General features: G+C 66.6%; 16 protein-coding genes. 13 read left to right on the top strand and 3 right to left on the bottom strand.

The features are described 5' to 3' along the window. Nucleotides 1-130: 130 nt before the first annotated feature. The 8 genes from E3O57_RS09015 (at nucleotide 131) to E3O57_RS08980 (ending at nucleotide 8,968) form a co-directional block, all read left to right on the top strand. Entirely contained in the window at nucleotides 131-892 is a 762-nt protein-coding gene (locus E3O57_RS09015) for a YebC/PmpR family DNA-binding transcriptional regulator (RefSeq protein WP_088456319.1), read from the top strand. Between the two features lie 7 nt (nucleotides 893-899). After that, nucleotides 900-1,553, top strand: coding sequence for a crossover junction endodeoxyribonuclease RuvC (gene ruvC / locus E3O57_RS09010; protein WP_088456318.1), 654 nt, complete (start codon nucleotides 900-902; stop codon nucleotides 1,551-1,553). Further along, nucleotides 1,550-2,203, top strand: coding sequence for a Holliday junction branch migration protein RuvA (gene ruvA, locus E3O57_RS09005; protein WP_103479522.1), 654 nt, complete (start codon nucleotides 1,550-1,552; stop codon nucleotides 2,201-2,203). The genes ruvC and ruvA overlap by 4 nt, the downstream gene beginning before the upstream one ends. Next, nucleotides 2,200-3,234 (top strand): Holliday junction branch migration DNA helicase RuvB, encoded by a 1,035-nt coding sequence (ruvB, locus tag E3O57_RS09000; RefSeq protein WP_103431917.1) that lies wholly within the window; start codon nucleotides 2,200-2,202, stop codon nucleotides 3,232-3,234. The genes ruvA and ruvB overlap by 4 nt, the downstream gene beginning before the upstream one ends. Before the next feature lie 123 nt (nucleotides 3,235-3,357). Further along, nucleotides 3,358-3,759 carry a preprotein translocase subunit YajC gene (yajC, locus tag E3O57_RS08995; RefSeq protein WP_241980134.1) on the top strand — a complete coding sequence of 134 codons (402 nt, stop codon included), beginning with the start codon at nucleotides 3,358-3,360 and terminating at the stop codon, nucleotides 3,757-3,759. A 65-nt stretch (nucleotides 3,760-3,824) separates the two neighbouring features. Then, entirely contained in the window at nucleotides 3,825-5,585 is a 1,761-nt protein-coding gene (secD, locus tag E3O57_RS08990) for a protein translocase subunit SecD (RefSeq protein ID WP_103479521.1), read from the top strand. After that, complete coding sequence (secF, locus tag E3O57_RS08985) at nucleotides 5,585-6,619, top strand: protein translocase subunit SecF (RefSeq protein WP_103479520.1); 1,035 nt, start codon at nucleotides 5,585-5,587, stop codon at nucleotides 6,617-6,619. Before secD ends, secF begins: the two co-directional genes overlap by 1 nt. A 96-nt stretch (nucleotides 6,620-6,715) precedes the next feature. Then, nucleotides 6,716-8,968, top strand: a complete 2,253-nt coding sequence (locus E3O57_RS08980) for a bifunctional (p)ppGpp synthetase/guanosine-3',5'-bis(diphosphate) 3'-pyrophosphohydrolase (RefSeq protein ID WP_088456312.1) — start codon at nucleotides 6,716-6,718, stop codon at nucleotides 8,966-8,968. On the opposite strand, the gene E3O57_RS08975 is transcribed toward E3O57_RS08980, so the two are convergent. The 3 genes from E3O57_RS08975 to E3O57_RS08965 all read right to left on the bottom strand — a co-directional run bounded on the left by E3O57_RS08975 (nucleotide 8,955) and on the right by E3O57_RS08965 (nucleotide 11,847). Beyond that, on the bottom strand, nucleotides 8,955-9,524 hold the full coding sequence (locus E3O57_RS08975; RefSeq protein ID WP_133159791.1) for a hypothetical protein: 570 nt from the start codon (nucleotides 9,522-9,524) through the stop codon (nucleotides 8,955-8,957). The genes E3O57_RS08980 and E3O57_RS08975 overlap by 14 nt on opposite strands. Nucleotides 9,525-9,633: 109 nt before the next feature. After that, nucleotides 9,634-10,866: a DUF349 domain-containing protein gene (locus E3O57_RS08970; RefSeq protein ID WP_088456310.1), complete on the bottom strand. Its 1,233-nt coding sequence runs from the start codon at nucleotides 10,864-10,866 to the stop codon at nucleotides 9,634-9,636. Nucleotides 10,867-11,040: 174 nt separating this feature from the next. Next, complete coding sequence (locus E3O57_RS08965; RefSeq protein ID WP_103459852.1) at nucleotides 11,041-11,847, bottom strand: peptidylprolyl isomerase; 807 nt, start codon at nucleotides 11,845-11,847, stop codon at nucleotides 11,041-11,043. Between the two features lie 132 nt (nucleotides 11,848-11,979). Here E3O57_RS08965 and E3O57_RS08960 point away from each other — a divergent pair, with 132 nt between their 5' ends. The 5 genes from E3O57_RS08960 to alaS all read left to right on the top strand — a co-directional run bounded on the left by E3O57_RS08960 (nucleotide 11,980) and on the right by alaS (nucleotide 17,698). Further along, nucleotides 11,980-13,317, top strand: coding sequence for a replication-associated recombination protein A (locus tag E3O57_RS08960; protein WP_103479518.1), 1,338 nt, complete (start codon nucleotides 11,980-11,982; stop codon nucleotides 13,315-13,317). A 233-nt stretch (nucleotides 13,318-13,550) separates the two neighbouring features. Then, a complete protein-coding gene (rpsD, locus tag E3O57_RS08955; RefSeq protein ID WP_088456307.1) occupies nucleotides 13,551-14,180 on the top strand; it encodes a 30S ribosomal protein S4 in 630 nt (209 codons plus the stop codon). 109 nt (nucleotides 14,181-14,289) lie between these two features. Next, nucleotides 14,290-14,655, top strand: a complete 366-nt coding sequence (locus tag E3O57_RS08950) for a DUF948 domain-containing protein (protein WP_088456306.1) — start codon at nucleotides 14,290-14,292, stop codon at nucleotides 14,653-14,655. 102 nt (nucleotides 14,656-14,757) lie between these two features. Beyond that, nucleotides 14,758-14,979: a hypothetical protein gene (locus E3O57_RS08945; protein ID WP_088456305.1), complete on the top strand. Its 222-nt coding sequence runs from the start codon at nucleotides 14,758-14,760 to the stop codon at nucleotides 14,977-14,979. Between the two features lie 64 nt (nucleotides 14,980-15,043). Continuing rightward, complete coding sequence (gene alaS, locus E3O57_RS08940) at nucleotides 15,044-17,698, top strand: alanine--tRNA ligase (protein WP_103459850.1); 2,655 nt, start codon at nucleotides 15,044-15,046, stop codon at nucleotides 17,696-17,698.

The raw sequence follows: 17,698 nt of genomic DNA, 5'->3' as shown, positions 1-17,698 counted from the left end.
CAGTCAGAGGGTGCCCGGGCTAGACTGAGAACGCACTGAGCGGTCGGAACGGTCGCGGTGCCAGCAGACGACGCCCCAAGCGCGTCGCACGAGTTAGCGCAACGACAACGCAACGAAAATCGGGAGATTCATGTCCGGGCATTCCAAGTGGGCGACCACCAAGCACCAGAAGGCCGTCACCGACTCGCGTCGGGCGAAGGCTTTCGCCAAGCTGATCAAGAACATCGAGGTCGCTGCCCGTATGGGCGGAGCGGACCTGTCTGGCAACCCGACGCTCGTCGACGCCATCCAGAAGGCGAAGAAGACCTCGGTCCCCAACGACAACATCGACCGCGCCGTCAAGCGCGGCGCCGGGCTGTCCGGTGAAGCCGTCGACTACACCACGATCATGTATGAGGGCTACGCCGCCAACGGTGTCGCCATCATGATCGAGTGCCTCACCGACAACAAGAACCGAGCCGCGGCCGAGGTGCGCACCACGGTCAGCCGCAACGGCGGCAACATGGCCGACCCGGGCAGTGTCGCCTACAACTTCCACCGCAAGGGCATCGTCGTGGTGCCCAAGGGAGACGCAACCGAAGACGACGTTCTCGCTGCGGTGCTCGACGCCGGCGCCGAAGAGGTCGTCGACGACGGCGAGAAGTTCGAGGTCTTCAGCGAGGCGCACGATCTGGTCGCCACCCGTACTGCCCTGCAGGCGGCTGGAATCGACTACGACTCCGCCGACATCGCCTTCGTCCCGCAGCTCAAGATCGAGGTCGACGCCGAGACCGCCCGCAAGGTGTTCAGGCTCATCGACGCTCTCGAGGAACTCGACGACGTGCAGAATATCTACAGCAACTACGACGTCTCGGCCGAGGTCCAGGCCGAGCTCGAAGCAGACAGCGAATAGCCCACCGATGACGGTCAGGGTGCTGGGCATCGACCCGGGCCTGACCCGCTGCGGCGTCGGGATCGTCGACGTCGCAGCGAACCGTTCGGCGACCCTTGTCGACGTGCAGGTGCTGCGCAGCTCTCCCGACCTGCCCCTCGAACGCCGCCTGCTCCTGATCAGTGAGGGCCTCGAAGAGCTCCTCGACCGGCACCAACCGCACTTCGTGGCCATTGAACGGGTCTTCGCGCAGCAGAACGTGAGCACGGTCATGGGCACCGCCCAGATCAGTGGGGTGGCCCTCATGCTCGCCGCCAAGCGCGGACTGACGGTGACCCTGCACACCCCGAGCGAGGTCAAGGCCGCCATCACCGGGTACGGCTCCGCGGACAAAAAGCAGGTCGGCACAATGGTCGCCCGGGTGCTGGGACTGGCCGAAATCCCGAAACCGGCGGATGCCGCCGACGCCCTCGCGCTGGCCATCTGCCACGCGTGGCGAACCGGCGCCGCCGGCGGCGTACTCCCCACCAGCGGTACGGTCGCGGCGGGCAACCGGTCCACGCCCGCGCTGAGTCCCGGCTCGCTCACTCCGGCGCAGAAGGCCTGGCGCGACGCCGAGCGCGGCAACGCGCCGGGGTCGGCGGCGGCAGTGTCTGCGGCGCACCGTAGGCTGGCTAGGTGATCTCTTCAGTGCGTGGCCCAGTCCTTTCAGCCCTGGGCTCAACCGTCGTGATCGAGGTCGGCGGAGTCGGACTCGCCGTGCAGGTCACCCCGTCCACAGCCCTGGCCGCGAGGGTCGGCACCGAAACCCGCCTGGCCACCACCCTGATCGTTCGTGAAGACTCCCTCACCCTCTACGGCTTCCCTAGCGCCGAAGAACTCGCAGTGTTCGAGCTTCTCGTCGGCGTCACCGGCGTCGGTCCCAAGTCCGCGCTCGGCGTGCTTGCCGTGCTCACCCCCAACCAAATCGCCCTCGCCGTCAACGCCGAGGATGATGCCGTGTTCCGCAAGGTCAGCGGAATCGGACCGAAGACCGCCAAGCTCATAGTGCTGTCACTGGTCGGCAAGGTCGCCGTCACCAGCGCCGCCGTTGCCCCCGGACGCGTCGGCGTCGCCACGGCCACCGTCGGCGCCAGCGTGCAAGCCGCGCTGATCGGCCTCGGCTGGTCGGAGCGGGTCGCCGTCCAGGCCGTTGAGGAGATCCTCGCCGGCAGCACAGCCGAGTTCGACGCCGAGGAAGCCGGGGTCGGGGCCGTGCTCCGCCTGGCCTTGGCCCGGCTCGGTCCTGCCCAGCATTCGGGTGCCGCCAATGCCGCTGGTCGCAACTCATGACCCAGGATCCCGGCGTCGACCTGACCAACCCGGCACTCGAGGGCGACGCGGAGCTGGCCTTCGAGGGCGCCCTGCGCCCCAAGAGCCTCACCGAGTTCGTCGGCCAGCAGAAGGTGCGCGGTCAGTTGCAGCTGCTGCTGACCGCGGCATCGATGCAGCAGCGCACCCCTGACCACATCTTGCTGGCCGGCCCTCCGGGCCTCGGCAAGACGACCCTGGCCATGATCATCGCCTACGAGGGCAATCGGCCGCTGCGCATGTCTAGCGGCCCCGCGATTCAGCACGCCGGCGACCTGGCTGCCGTGCTCTCCTCCCTCGTGCCCGGCGAGGTGCTCTTCATCGACGAGATCCATCGGATGGCCCGCTCCGCCGAAGAGATGCTCTACCTGGCGATGGAGGACTTCCGCATCGACATCATGGTCGGCAAGGGGGCCGGAGCCACGTCGGTACCGTTGGACCTGGCGCCGTTCACCCTGGTCGGGGCCACCACACGTTCCGGCATGCTCCCGAACCCACTGCGCGACAGGTTCGGCTTCACGGCCCACCTGGAGTTCTACGCCGACGCCGAACTCGAACTGGTGCTGGTGCGCGCCGCACGCCTCCTCGGACTGGTCATCGACCGGGAGGCCATCGCCGAGATCGCCGGCCGGTGCCGGGGGACTCCGCGAATCGCCAACCGGCTGTTGCGCCGGGTGCGCGACTACGCGCTCGTGCACGGCGGAGACGCCGACCTGGCGGCCGTGCATGCGGCGCTGGAGCTCTACGACGTCGACGAAATCGGACTGGACCGGCTCGACCGCGAGGTCATGAACATCGTCCTCACCCGTTTTGGGGGTGGACCGGTTGGGCTGAATACACTGGCCGTCTCGGTGGGGGAGGAGCCCGAAACCATCGAATCGGTCGTCGAGCCCTTCCTGGTGCGGATAGGCTTCCTCACGCGTACCCCGCGCGGGCGGGTTGCTACTGCCGCAGCGTGGCGGCATTTCGGCTTGAGCAATCCTCAGGCTGCGCTCACCTTGGATGTTCTATAATTCAAGCTGGTCAGGCACGCACCTTCTGCCGGCTTCCCCCAGCCACTCCCACAAAAAACTTCGTCGCGACACCACGCTCGCACGGGAAGGTTTCACAGTTCTATGGATCCGTTGACTCTAGTCATGCTCGCCGTCTTGGCGTTGCTTGTGTTCTTCATGTTTCGCAATGGCCGCAAGCGCCAGAAGGACACCTTGGCCCTGCAGTCGAAGATGGTCGCCGGAGCAGACGTGATGACCAACTTCGGCCTCTACGGCACCATTGTGTCGATCGATGAGGAAGAGAACAAGGTCGCCCTCGAGATCGCACCCGGCACCATTGTGCAGATCCACCGCCAGACGATCGCCCGCGTCGTCGAGCCCACAGTCGCCGGCGATGACGTCGTCCTCGACCAGACCGTTGACACCGACGCCGGCACGCCGGCCGTTGTCGGCGAGCCCGAGTACGGCCAGCGTGCCGAATTCAAGCCGACGACCGACGAGGTCGCGCCCGACACCGACACCGAACCCAAAAAGGGCGACGCGTAACACACCCACTCCGGCTGCGCGGCTTCGGTCGCGCAGCACGAGCAATAGAAAGCTGAGTTCAATAGGTGGCTAAGTCGTCTCCGACCAAGAAGGCCTGGCGCTCCCTGACCTGGCTTGGCGTGATCATCGTCGGTCTCATCGCTCTGAACGGAGCCGGCGTTCTCACCGGCGGCGGTTCGTGGACGCCGAAGCTGGCGCTCGACCTCGAGGGTGGCACCCAGATCATCCTGGCCCCCAAGCTCGAGTCCGGCCAGACGGTTTCGTCTGAACAGCTCAACCAGGCGGTGTCGATCATCCGGCAGCGGATCGACTCCGCCGGAGTCTCCGAGTCGGAGATCAACACCCAGGGTGGACAGAACATCGTCGTCTCCATTCCCGGAACGCCTGACGACGCCACCCTGAACCGCATCCAGTCCTCGGCAAAGCTCGAGTTCCGACCGGTCCTGGTCGCTTCAGCGCCCACTGAAGACAGTGTCGGCGCAGACGGTTCAACCGACGAGGCCACCGACCCGGCGACGGATGCCGCGGCAGACCCGGCCGCAGAGTCCCCGGCCGCCGAGACTCCGGCCGCTGAGACCCCGGCCGTCGCGCCCACCGACGCGAGCGACCTGAACAACATCACCCCCGACCTGCAGGCGCAGTTCGATTCCTTCCAGTGCAGCGACATCGACACCAGCGTTGTGGCACCGGCCGATCAGCCGCTGATCACCTGCGAGAGCGATGGTTCGATCAAGTACATCCTCGGGCCGGTCGAGGTGAGCGGCGAGAACATCTCCGACGCCACCAACGGGCAGGTCACCACGCAGAGCGGTGCAACCACCGGCGAATGGGCCGTCAACATCGTCTTCGACCGCATCGGCACCGAGTCGTTCGCCGACGTGACGACGCGCCTGAGCGGCCTCCAGGGCGCGCAGAACCAGTTCGCCATCGTGCTGGACGGCAGGGTCATCTCCGCTCCGCGCACGCTGGCCGTGATCACCGACGGCAAGCCCCAGATCACCGGCTCGTTCGACCAGGACACCTCCAAGGCCCTCGCCGACCAGCTCAAGTTCGGCGCCCTGCCGATCAGCTTCACCGTGCAGAGCCAGGACACCATCTCGGCAACCCTCGGTTCGACCCAGCTGCAGAGCGGCCTCATCGCGGGACTGATCGGCCTGATCCTGGTCGTGCTCTACTCCCTCATCCAGTACCGCCTCCTCGGGCTGGTCACTGTCGCGTCGCTCATCGTGGCTGGCGTGATCACCTACCTGCTGATCACTCTGTTGTCCTGGCGTGAGGGGTACCGCCTCTCCCTGGCCGGTGTGGCCGGTCTCATCGTGGCCATCGGTATCACCGCTGACTCGTTCATCGTCTACTTCGAGCGGGTGCGCGACGAGCTCCGCGACGGCAGGGGACTGGTGTCCGCGGTGGAATCCGGCTGGCGCCGCGCGATCCGCACCATCATCGCCTCCGACACCGTCAACTTCCTCGCCGCGGCGGTTCTGTTCATCCTGGCCGTCGGTAACGTGCGCGGTTTCGCCCTGACCCTGGGACTGACCACCCTGGTCGACCTCCTGGTCGTGGCGATGTTCACCCATCCGATGCTGCAGCTGCTCGCCCGCACCAAGTTCTTCGGAGACGGGCACAAGCTCAGTGGACTCGACCCGCGGGCACTCGGCGCCGTCTACCGCGGACGCGCCCGGTTCCAGCCCTCCGTGGAGGTGGCGTCACGCAAGTCGCCGTCCTCCAGCAAGGAGGCCGCAAAGCGCCAGACCATCGCCGAACGCAAGGCGGCTGAGCTCGTCGGTTCCGGCTCCAGTAAGTCGACCGATGGGAAGGATTCCTAATGGCCAGCTTCAACCAGTTCGGCAACGATCTGCACACCGGCAAGCTCTCCTACAACATCGTCGGACGTCGTAAGGTCTGGTACTCGGTCGCCGCGGTCATGATCCTGATCGCGATCCTCGGTCCGGTCCTCCGCGGTGGGTTCACGTTCGGCATCGAGTTCACCGGCGGCTCCGAGTTCGTCCTCTCCGAGATCTCCACCGAGGACCAGGATGCGGCATCCACCGCGGTCACCGAGGTGGTGCCCGAAGCCGTGCCCAAGGTGTCCGTCGTCGGCAGTGACAGTATCCGCGTGCAGACCGACCAGCTCAGCGACACCGAGAGCCGGGAAGTACGCGCCGCTCTCGCCACCGCATACAGCGTCGACGCGGCGCAGGTCACGTCCTCGTTCATCGGCCCGTCCTGGGGCCAGGACATCACCGGCTCCGCCATCCGCGCACTGCTCACCTTCCTGGTGCTCGCCGGCGCGGTGATGGCCCTGTACTTCCGCACCTGGAAAATGGCCGCCGCCGCCATGGTCGCCCTGTTGCACGACCTCGTCATCACCGCGGGTTTCTACGGCATCACCGGCTTCGAGATCACTCCGGCGGCCGTGATCGGCTTCCTCACGATCCTGGGCTACTCGCTGTACGACACCGTGGTGGTGTTCGACAAGATCCGCGAGAACACGACCGAAGACGGGCCAGAATCCCGGCGCACGTTCGCCGACTCGGTCAACCTCGCGGTCAACCAGACCCTGGTGCGCTCGATCAACACCTCGATCGTCGCAGTCCTCCCGGTCGCCTCGATCCTCGTCATCGGTGCGTTCGTGCTGGGTGCGGGAACCCTGCAGGACATCTCCCTGGCCCTGCTGATCGGAATGATCGTGGGTACATACTCCACGATCTTCATCGCCGCCCCGCTCTACGCCCAGCTGCGCGAGAACGAGCCGGAGATCCGCAAGCGCGACAAGAAGGCCCTGGCCCTGCGGGCCAAGGCCACCGGTACCTCGTCGGTCGCCGGCACGGATGCGGCCCGCGCGGACCTTCCCGCGTGAGCCGGTTCTCCCGCCGGGAATACCCGACAGCGTCCCTCGGTTTACCGTTTATCCGTTAGTACAGGGATAATTGGCCCCAGGGAGTGAGGTAACGAGATGACAGAAACCACCACGCCATCCGCCGCGTCACTGCGTCGTCTGGTGCCGCGTATCTTCTCCAGGGCGCAGCCTGTCGGTGCCGTCGACACGCTGCTGAAGACGGTGCGCACGCACCATCCCAAGGTGGATCTGTCGATCATCGAACGGGCGTACGCGGCCGCTGAGCGGGCCCACGAGGGCCAGAAACGTCGCAGCGGCGAGCCGTACATCACCCATCCCGTCGCGGTCGCCCAGATCCTGGCCGACCTCGGGATCGGTCCCAAGACCGTGGCAGCTGCCCTGTTGCACGACACTGTCGAGGACACCGACTACACCCTCGACCAGTTGCGCGCCGACTTCGGCGACGAGATCACCATGCTTGTGGACGGCGTCACCAAGCTCGACAAGGTGAAGTACGGCGACAGCACTCAGGCCGAGACTGTCCGCAAGATGATCGTCGCGATGTCCAAAGACATCCGGGTGCTGATCATCAAACTGGCCGACCGTCTGCACAACGCCCGCACCTGGGGCTTCGTGCCGGCTGAGTCCGCGACCCGCAAGGCCACCGAGACCCTCGAGATCTACGCCCCGCTGGCCCACCGCCTGGGAATCCAGACCATCAAGTGGGAACTCGAGGATCTCTCTTTCGGGGTGCTCTACCCGAAGCTGTACGCCGAGATCGAGAGCCTCGTCAAGCAGCGCACCCCGCAGCGCGAAGAATTCGTGCAGTACGTCATCGACGCGATCAACGACGATCTCAAGGCCGCGCGCATCCGCGGCAAGGTGGCCGGACGGCCCAAGCAGTACTACTCGATCTACCAGAAAATGGTCGTGCGCGGCCGCGAGTTCGACGAGATCTACGACCTCGTCGGCATCCGGGTCCTGGTGAACTCGGTGCGGGACTGTTACGCGGTCCTCGGCGCCATCCACGCGCGGTGGACTCCGCTGCCCGGTCGCTTCAAGGACTACATCGCCACCCCCAAATTCAACCTGTACCAGTCGCTGCACACCACCGTGCTCGGCCCGAGTGGCCGCCCGGTCGAGATCCAGATCCGTACCCAGGAGATGCACGAGCGTGCCGAGTACGGCGTCGCCTCGCACTGGAAGTACAAGGAACAGGTCAACGGCAAGAGCTCCGGCCCCGGCCCGCAGAGCGACACCGATATGGCCTGGCTGGCACATATTTCCGATTGGCAGGCCGAAACGGCCGACCCCAACGAGTTCCTCGACTCCCTGCGCTACGAGATCGGCGCCAAGGAGGTCTACGTCTTCACGCCCAAGGGCCGCGTGATCGGCCTGCCCGCCGACGCGACGCCAGTGGACTTCGCTTACGCCGTGCACACCGAGGTGGGCCACCGCACCATGGGCGCCAAGGTCAACGGACGGCTCGTACCTCTGGAGAGCTCGCTCAGCACCGGCGACGTCGTGGAGGTCTTCACCTCCAAGAACCCGGACTCGGGTCCGAGCCAGGACTGGCTGAACTTCGTCAAGAGCCCCAGGGCGCGCAACAAGATTCGCCAGTGGTTTACCAAGGAACGCCGCGACGAGGCCATCGAACAGGGCCGCGACGCCATCGCCAGGGCCATGCGCAAGCAGAACCTGCCGCTGCAGAAGCTGATGAACCAGGACTCCTTCGCCGAGGTCGCCGCCGTGATGCGCTACGAAGACGTCTCGGCGCTCTACGCCGCCGTCGGTGAAGGGCACGTGTCGACGCAGTCCGTGCTGGAGAAGGTCGTCGCCACGCTGCAGAGCGTGGAGGAGAGCGACGCGACGGACCTGCCGTTCACCCCCAACGGCCGTACCCAGACGCTGCGCAACAACGACTCCGGGATCCTGGTGCGCGGCGCCCCCGACATCCTCGTCAAGCTGGCACGCTGCTGCACCCCGGTTCCCGGCGACAAGATCGTGGGTTTCATCACCCGCGGTTCCGGTGTGTCTGTGCACCAATTCGACTGCCACAACGTGCAGGAACTGCTCAAGGAACCCGAGCGGATGATCGACGTCGACTGGGCGCCGACCTCGAAGAGCCTGTTCCTCGTGCAAATCCAGATCGAGGCCCTCGACCGCTCCGGCTTGCTCTCGGATGTCACCAGAGTGTTGTCGGAACACCACGTCAACATCCTCTCAGCGACGGTGCACACCTCCAGTGACCGGCTGGCGATCAGCCGGTTCGTGTTCGAGATGGGCGACACTACCCACCTCGACAGGGTGCTGAACGCGGTGCGCCGCATCGACGCCGTGTACGACGTCTACAGGGTCAGCGACGGCTGAGGTTCAGCCGGCGCGCTTCCCGTAGCTGGGCGGCCGCCCTGCGGCTGAACGAGACTCCCCGTCGACCGGCGAGCGCCTGTTCGTCGGCGTGCGGATCGACTGGTCCGTCATAGGCCAGCAGCGCCGCCAGCAGCGCCGTGTCTGCGCGGCACCCGGGTGAGCGGCCCCAGCGGGCAAGGTCGATGGCCGTCCGCAGGGGAGTGGTGACGAGTTGTCGACCCAGCACCCTCGTCTCGTCGCGGCCGAGGCGCACCTCGCGGAGCTGGGTCCTCGTCTCGACGGGCTTGCGGGCACGCGCGGTCATGTCGATGCAGAACTGATGGGGGTCAGGTTCGGCGGCCAGGCCATAGATCCAGGCGGCGCTCATCCGCTCGGCGGCGGCCCGGCTCGGCGCGACCGAGGTGAGCGCCTCGCCCCGGGTCTCCGGGCCGTCGTGGGCGTCGACCGGACACCACGCCCCGGCGAGCGGGAACAGCTCACCGTCGAGGCGGGCACAGTTCAGTTCGGCGAGCGGAAGGTCGGCCGTGGTGAGCGCGGCAGGAAGCAAGGGAGTCATGCTTCCAGCCTGCGGAGTCGCCGGCAGACGCCGAAACGGGACCGGGAATCTGTGGACAGATTCCCGATCCCGTTTCGGGTGTGGGTAGTTACTCCCGTGCAGCGAGTCGTTACTGGCCGATGGCCTTCAGCCAGGCCTTACGGGTCTCGAGCGCCTCGGTCGCGTCCTTGATCTTGCGGGCGTCCTTGGTCTCCTGCGCGGCGGCCAGCTCGGCCTCGAGCTTGGCGATCGCGTCGTGCAGCTGACCGGCGAGGCCTTCGGCGCGGGCCTTGGTCTCGGGGTTGTTGCGCTTCCAGTGGTCGTCGTCGAGCTTCCGCACGGCCGCTTCCACCTTGCGCATGCGCTCCTCGACGGGCTTGACCTGGTCGCGGGGGACCTTGCCTGCGGCGTCCCAGCGGCGCTGCACCGAGCTGAGCAGCTCGCGGGCCTTGACCCGGTCGGTCTCGGTGAGCAGGGTCTCGGCCTCGGTGAGCAGGTCGAGCTTGACGACCAGGTTGGCGGAGAACTCTTCGTTGTCTTGCGCGTCGATCTCGCTCTTCACCGAGTAGAGCACGTCGCCGGCGGCCTTGAACTTGGCCCACATGGCGTCGTCCTGCTTCTTGCCGGAGCGGCCGGCGGCCTTCCAGTCCTCGAGCAGGTTGCGGTAGGCGGGGATGCCGTCGGCACCCTGGGGTGCCAGCGCCTCGGCCTTCTCGATGAGCTGCTGCTTGCGGTTCCGTACATCCTTGTGAGCGCTGTCGAGTTCGGCGAAGAACGCCTTGCGGTTCTGCTCGATAGTGGTGCGAGCCGCACGGAACCGCTTCCAGAGCTCGTTCGCCTCGCCCTTGGGGATGCGCGGTGCGTCGTGCTGGTGGGCCTGCCACTTGGCGAACAGCGCGTCGAGTGCAGCGCTGGTCTGCTTCCACTGCGTCTTGGCCGGGTCTTCGGCGGCGAGGCGTTCGGCCTCTTCAACGATGGCAGCCCGCTCCGCGAGGGCCGCAGCGCTGGCGGCCTTGGCCTCGACACCCTGCTGCTCGGTGAGCTCGGTGACCGTGCCACCCAAAGCGCCGAGGCGCTCGGCGAGGGCGGCGAGGTTGCCGACGGCGTTTGCCGTTGCAACCGACTTCGACAGGTTCGCGACCGACTTGGCGATATCCGCGGCCGGCGCCCCTCCCTTCGCGCGCTGTTCGAGCAGGGTGACCTGTCCGTTCAGCTCCACGTACTTGCGTTCGAAGTAGGCGAGTGCCTCTTCAGGTGTCGCGTCGGGATACTGGCCGACGGCACGTTCGCCGTCTGCTTCGCGCACGTAAACCGTGCCGGTTTCGTCTACGCGACCCCATGGTTGCTGATCTGTCGTAGTCAAGAGCCTCACCTTAATGATCTGGTTGATTCCCCGAGCAGTGAAGTACTGCAGCGGGCGAATCCCTGAACGAGCCAGTACTGGCACAAGCCAATACGCGCACAAGCTTATTGCAAGCGTGCCCGTCGTTCGGCGGAAACGACCGAACTGGTCTCTCCGAGCTGATTTCTACCGTGGTTACTGAACGGTGAAGGAGGTGATGGTGGTCGGAACCACGGGAGCGCCGTCCGCCGAGCCGTCCTCGACCCCGGCGTCGGCGATCTGGCTGACGAGCTGGTCCAGTCCGGAGGTGACGGTGCCGATGACCGAGTAACCGGAACCGTCCGCTCCAGCAGGAATCTCCGTATCGCCGTAGACGATGAAGAACTGGCTGCCCATGCTGTACGGATCGCTGGACCTCGCCATGGCGATGGTGCCGGCCGGATAGACGTTGTCGGCCGGAGCATTCTCGACCGGGCCGTAGTAGTAATTGGGTCCACCGGTTCCGTCGCCGGTGGGGTCACCGCACTGCAATACCGAAAAGCCTTCGCCCGTGGTCAGGCGGTGGCAGGTGACGTCATCGTAGAAACCGGATCCGGCGAGGCTGATGGTCGAGGAGACCGCTTGCGGCGCCGCGGCGCCGTCGAGGGAGACGCCGAGTGCGATGTCGTTGAGGGTGAGCGTGCCGGTCCAGGTCCGACCCTCGGCCAGATCGCTCGAGGGAACGTCGCCCGCGTTCGCGCCGGGGGTCGGAGTCACCGAATCTGAGGGCTCGGCCGTGGGCGTCGCGGAAGCCGAAGCACTGGGTTCAGGAGTGCCGGGGCCGCCGCCGAAGTAGAACATCTGGGCGCCGACCAGCACGATGAGCGCGACCACGAGTACGCTGCCGGCCACGATGTTGTCGCGCACGCGCCGCTTGACCTGGTGCTCGTTCACGGCCTTGCGTGCCTGGTAGGCGCGAGCGCGGCCGCGGGCCTCGCGTTCCTGCTTGGTGTTAGGTGCCACGGGAATCCTCCAGGTGCCGCCTGAGGCGGGAAATCGGGCTTGTCGGGCAACACGGCCCGGGTCACTGTGAACTCTACGCATGCGGGGGCGGCGGCGAAAATTGGCGTCGGCGGCACAAACTACGCTGGACGCATGTCTTCCGTCCAACCAGGCCTCCGTACCGGCGCGACGCCGCTTGCGGTGCGCATGCGCCCCAAGAGCCTGGCCGAGGTTGCCGGGCAGCGTCACCTGCTTACCCCGGGGTCGCCGCTGGTCAGCCTGGCCAACGACAAGACGGGGGAGCAGGGTTCGGTCTCCGTCATCCTGTGGGGCCCTCCGGGAACCGGCAAGACCACCCTCGCCCAGACCATCGCGCACAGTTCCGGACGCCGCTTCGTTGAGCTCTCCGCCGTCTCCGCCGGCGTGCGGGACGTGCGCCAGGTGATGGACGAGGCCCGCACCAGCCGGGACCTCTACGGCCTGTCCACCGTGCTGTTCCTCGACGAGATCCACCGGTTCAGCAAGGCGCAGCAGGACGCCCTGTTGCCGGGGGTGGAGAACGGCATCATCATCCTCGTGGCCGCCACGACCGAGAACCCGTCCTTCTCGGTGATCTCGCCGCTGCTGTCCAGGTCTCTGCTGCTCACTCTGGAGACCCTCAGCGACGACGACCTCGGTACCGTCGTGGACCGCGCCGTCACCGACCCGCGGGGCCTGGCCGACAGGTTCGTGCTCGACCCTGAGGCCCGCGGGGCAATCATCCGGCTCGCGTCCGGCGACGCCCGCCGGGCGCTCACGGCGCTCGAGGCCGCTTCGGTGTCGGCCGCGACCACGGAGACCGCTGACGGTGAGAAGCCCGTCATCACGACCGAGATCGTCTCGCTCGCGGTCGACCGGGCGCTGCTGCGCTACGACCGCAACGGTGACGAACATTACGACGTGATCAGCGCCTTCATCAAGTCGGTGCGCGGGTCGGATGTCGACGCGTCCCTGCACTACCTGGCCCGGATGATCGAGGCCGGGGAAGATCCCCGATTCATCTGCCGCCGGATCATCGTGCTCGCCTCCGAAGACATCGGCATGGCCGACCCGCAGTCTCTGGTCATCGCGATAGCCGCCGCCGACGCCGTGCAATACATCGGCATGCCGGAAGGCCGCATCCCCCTGGCCCAGGCCGTGGTGCACCTGGCCTGCGCGCCGAAGTCCAATTCCGCCTATATGGCCCTCGACGCCGCCATCGCCGACGTGCGCAACGGCAACACCGGCCGGGTGCCCAAGCACCTGCGTGACGCCCACTACCCGGGGGCCAAACGCCTCGGCCACGGCAAGGGTTACAAATACCCGCACGATGATGTGCTCGGCGTTCTCACGCAGGACTATCTGCCCACCGAACTGCGCCGGAAGCAGTACTACACACCCACCGAACACGGCAATGAACGTGACGTCTCCGCGCGCCTGGCCAAGCTCCGCAAGATCATCCGCGGCCAGTAGACCGGGGCGTGTCGAAAGCCCGGCCACGGGGGCACCCGTGTGCTAGCCTTGACCTCGCCTACAACTGGTTTTGTCATGCGGCTGCGTACACAACCTAAGTTGGAGTGGATTCGCCCTGTAGCCGGGCGGCCCGTGGCACCCACCCCTCTGATCTCCCATGACGCCTTGTGCTGCCGTTCGCGGCCGGCCCGGCGCCCTGGTATCCATTTTTCAGATCCATCCGAAAGGACACTGTGTCTACCAAGTCACGTACCCGTAGCAAGACCCGCCTCTCGCGGGCCCTGGGCATCGCCCTGACCCCGAAGGCCGCCAAGTACCTCGAGAAGCGTCCCTACGCTCCGGGCGAGCACGGCCGCACCAAGCGCAAGACCGATTCGGACTACGCCGTGCGTCTGCGCGAAAAGCAGCGCTTACGTGCCCAGTACGGCATCCGCGAAGCCCAGCTCAAGATCGCCTTCGAAGAAGCGCGTCGCCGCCAGGGCCTGACCGGTGAAAACCTCGTCGAGATCCTCGAGACCCGTCTCGACGCCCTCCTCGTGCGTTCGGCCATCGCCCGCACCACCGCCCAGGCCCGTCAGATGGTTGTGCACCGCCACATCCTCGTCGACGGCCAGCTGGTCGACCGTCCCTCCTTCCGCGTGAAGCCGGGTCAGCTCATCCACGTCAAGGCCAAGAGCGAGGGCACCGAGCCTTTCCAGGTTGCCGCGGCCGGCGGTCACGTCGACCTGCTGCCCAAGCTCCCGCCGTACCTCGAGGTTGAACTCGACAAGCTGCAGGCCCGTCTCGTTCGCGCCCCGAAGCGCATCGAGATCCCCGTGACCTGTGAAGTCCAGCTCGTCGTTGAGTACTACGCAGCACGCTAGTCACTCCCGGCGCGTCTCGATTCGCCGGAACTGAACTACGCTTGAGGGCGGATCACCTAGGTGATCCGCCCTTTTGCGTGCTGTGCCTAATCGAAATGGATGGTGCCGAATGACTGGTGGAGATATCGCCGGCCTGATTGCCGCTGGCGTTTTCGCTGTTCTGGTGGCGTTCCTCGCCATCCCGTTGATCAAGCTCGGCCGGGTGTTCGACGAGACCACTCTCGCCATCCGCGACCTCAGCCATAACGTGACCCCGCTGCTCGAGGAGACGACGAGCACCGTCGCCCAGACCAACCACCAGCTGGCCACGATCGACACAATCACCACGAATGTCGCCGAGGTCACCGGAAACGTGTCCGCAATGGTCGCGCTGTTCGCGGCCACCGTCGGCGGCCCCCTGATCAAGCTCGCCGGATTCTCCGCCGGTGTCCGGGCGGCCTTCAGGGCCTCCAAGCCCCGTCGAGGCACGAAGTAAGTCCACTACGCTGGAAAGCAGCCTGTCAGGACCTCGGCCCGCTGGACCAGCGGGTGCCCCGGCCCACAGCCACCCATTCCTCAAACTCAGGGAGCACATGCCATGAAGAATTTCATCTGGTTAGTCGTCGGCGTCGGAATCGGATTTGTTGCCGCCCACGAGGTGAACAAGACCCAGCAGGGCAAGCGGTTCTTCACCGATCTTGACGCCAAGACCCGCGAATTCGGCGAGGCCATCTCCGAGGGCTACCGCAAACGCGAAGCCGAACTGCACGCCGCACTCGGCGAGGCAGAAGAGACCATCGAAGAGCTGTCAAAGCCCTAAACCACTTCCCTTCCCACCGCAATTCCCCCGGTCGGATTACCGATCCAGTAACAGTACGGACCCCATGCAGACTGCCGACATTCGCGGGCGCTGGCTCGACTTCTTCGCCGACCGTGGACACACCGTTGTCCCGTCGGCGTCGCTCGTGAGCGATGACCCCTCCCTCCTCTTCACCGTGGCCGGCATGGTGCCGTTCGTGCCCTACCTCACCGGTCTGGTACCCGCCCCGTTCCCCAGGGCCACCAGCGTGCAGAAGTGCATCCGCACCAACGACATCGAAGAGGTCGGCAAGACGCCGCGGCACGGCACCTTCTTCCAGATGAGCGGCAACTTCTCTTTCGGCGACTACTTCAAGGAGCAGGCGATCAGCTACGCCTGGGAGCTGCTCACCTCGAGCGAGGCCGACGGCGGCTACGGCTTCGCCGAGAAGGACCTCTGGGTCACGGTCTACGAGAACGACGACGAGGCCTTCGGCTACTGGCGCGCGCTCGGCCTGCCTGAGCACCGGATCCAGCGCCTCGGTATGGACACCAACTACTGGTCCACCGGCCAGCCCGGCCCCGCCGGCCCGTGCAGTGAGATCTTCTTCGACCGCGGCCCCGCCTTCGGCATCGACGGCGGTCCCGCCACCGACGACGACCGCTACGTGGAGATCTGGAACCTGGTCTTCATGCAGTACCTCCGCGGTGAGGGCACCGGCAAGAACGACTTCCAGATCCTCGGCGACTTGCCCAAGAAGAACATCGACACCGGCATGGGCCTGGAGCGCGTCGCGTTCCTCAAGCAGGGCGTGCAGAACATGTACGAGATCGACCAGGTGCGCCCGGTTCTCGACCGTGCCGCGGCCCTCTCCGGCCGCCGCTACGGCGCCGACCACGAGGACGACGTGCGGATGCGCATCGTCGCCGACCACGTGCGGTCCTCCCTGATGTTGATGAGCGACGGTGTCATGCCGTCCAATGAGGGCCGCGGCTACATCCTGCGCCGTCTGATGCGCCGCAGCGTCCGTGCCATGCGCCTGCTCGGGGTGGACGCCGCCTCGTTCACCGAGCTGTTCCCGGCCTCCCGCGACGCCATGAGCGCCGCGTATCCCGAGGTCGCCACCGACTACGACCGGATCAGCCAGGCCGCATACGCCGAGGAAGAGACCTTCCTGCGCACCCTCGCCAGCGGGTCGAGCGTGCTCGACCTCGCCGTGGCCAAGACCAAGAGCGCCCAGAAGGCGGAACTGCCCGGCGACACCGCGTTCCTGCTGCACGACACCTACGGCTTCCCGATCGAGATCACCCTGGAAATGGCCGAAGAGGCCGGCCTCAGCGTCAACCGTGAGGCTTTCGACACCCTGATGGCGAAGCAGCGCGCCATGGCCAAGGCCGACGCCAAGGCCAAGAAGACCCATCTGGCCGACCTGTCGGTCTACAGCGCCTTCCGCGCACACGGCGAGACCGTGTTCACCGGCTACGACATGCTGCAGACCGAATCCAGCATTCTGGGCCTGATCGTCGACGGCGCATCAGTGAACCGTGCGGTCGCCGGCGACATCGCCGAGGTCATCCTCGCCGAGACCGCCCTCTACGCCGAATCCGGCGGCCAGGAGGCCGACGCCGGCCTCATCGTGGGCCCCGGCTACGAACTCGAGGTTCTCGACGTGCAGAAGCCCGTCAAGGGCCTGATCAGCCACAAGGTGCAGGTCACCAGCGGCGAGGTCGGTGTGGGCGACCCCGCGACCAGCGTCGTCGATCCCGACTGGCGCCGCGGCGCCCGCCAGGCGCACTCCGGCACCCACGTCCTGCACGCGGCGCTCCGCCAGGTGCTCGGCCCGAACGCACACCAGTCGGGCTCCTACAACAAGGCCGGCTTCTTCCGCCTGGACTTCTCCTGGAACCAGGCCCTGTCGCCGGCGACACGCAGCGAGATCGAGGAGATCTCCAACAACGCCATCCGCGACAACCTCGAGGTGAGCACCCGCGAACTGCCGCTGGCCGAGGCCAAAGCGCTCGGTGCGATGGCGCTGTTCGGCGAGAAGTACGGCGAGACCGTGCGGGTGGTCGACATCGGCGGCCCGTGGTCGCGCGAACTCTGCGCGGGCACCCACGTGGCCTCCAGCGCTGAGATCGGCATGATCAACCTCGTCAGCGAGGCGTCGGTCGGCTCAACCAACCGCCGTGTCGAGTCGCTCGTCGGGCTCGAGGCGTTCCGCGACCTCGCCGCCGAGCGGGCCATCGTGTCCCAGCTCACCAGCAACCTCAAGACGCCGCGTGAGCAGCTTCCCGCCAAGATCATGGATCTCATGCAGAGCCTGAAGGCGGCCGAGAAGAAGATCGCCTCGTTCGAAGCCCGTGCACTCAGCGACCGGGTGCCCGCCCTCGTGGCCCAGGCCACCAGGATCGGCGACCTCACCGTGGTGGCCGAAGACCTCGGCACCCTGAACTCCGCCGACGACGTGCGGATGCTCGTCACCGGCACCCGCGAACGGCTGGGCAATGACCCTGCCGTCGTCGCCCTCGCGGCGACCGTGGGCGACAAGCCCGTCGTGATCGTGGCGACCAACGCCGCGGCTCGTGACGCCGGCCAGAAGGCCGGTGCGCTGGCCAAGCAGCTCGCCGGTATTCTCGGCGGCGGCGGCGGCGGCAAGGACGACCTGGCCCAGGGCGGCGGCACGAAGGTGGAGCTGATCCCCGAGGCACTCAGCACGCTGCGCACGCTGGTGGCCCGCTAA

Origin of the sequence: Cryobacterium sp. TMN-39-2, assembly GCF_004402745.1 — a bacterium.
Lineage (GTDB): Bacteria > Actinomycetota > Actinomycetes > Actinomycetales > Microbacteriaceae > Cryobacterium > Cryobacterium zongtaii.
This window is presented reverse-complemented; position numbering and strand designations above follow the sequence as displayed.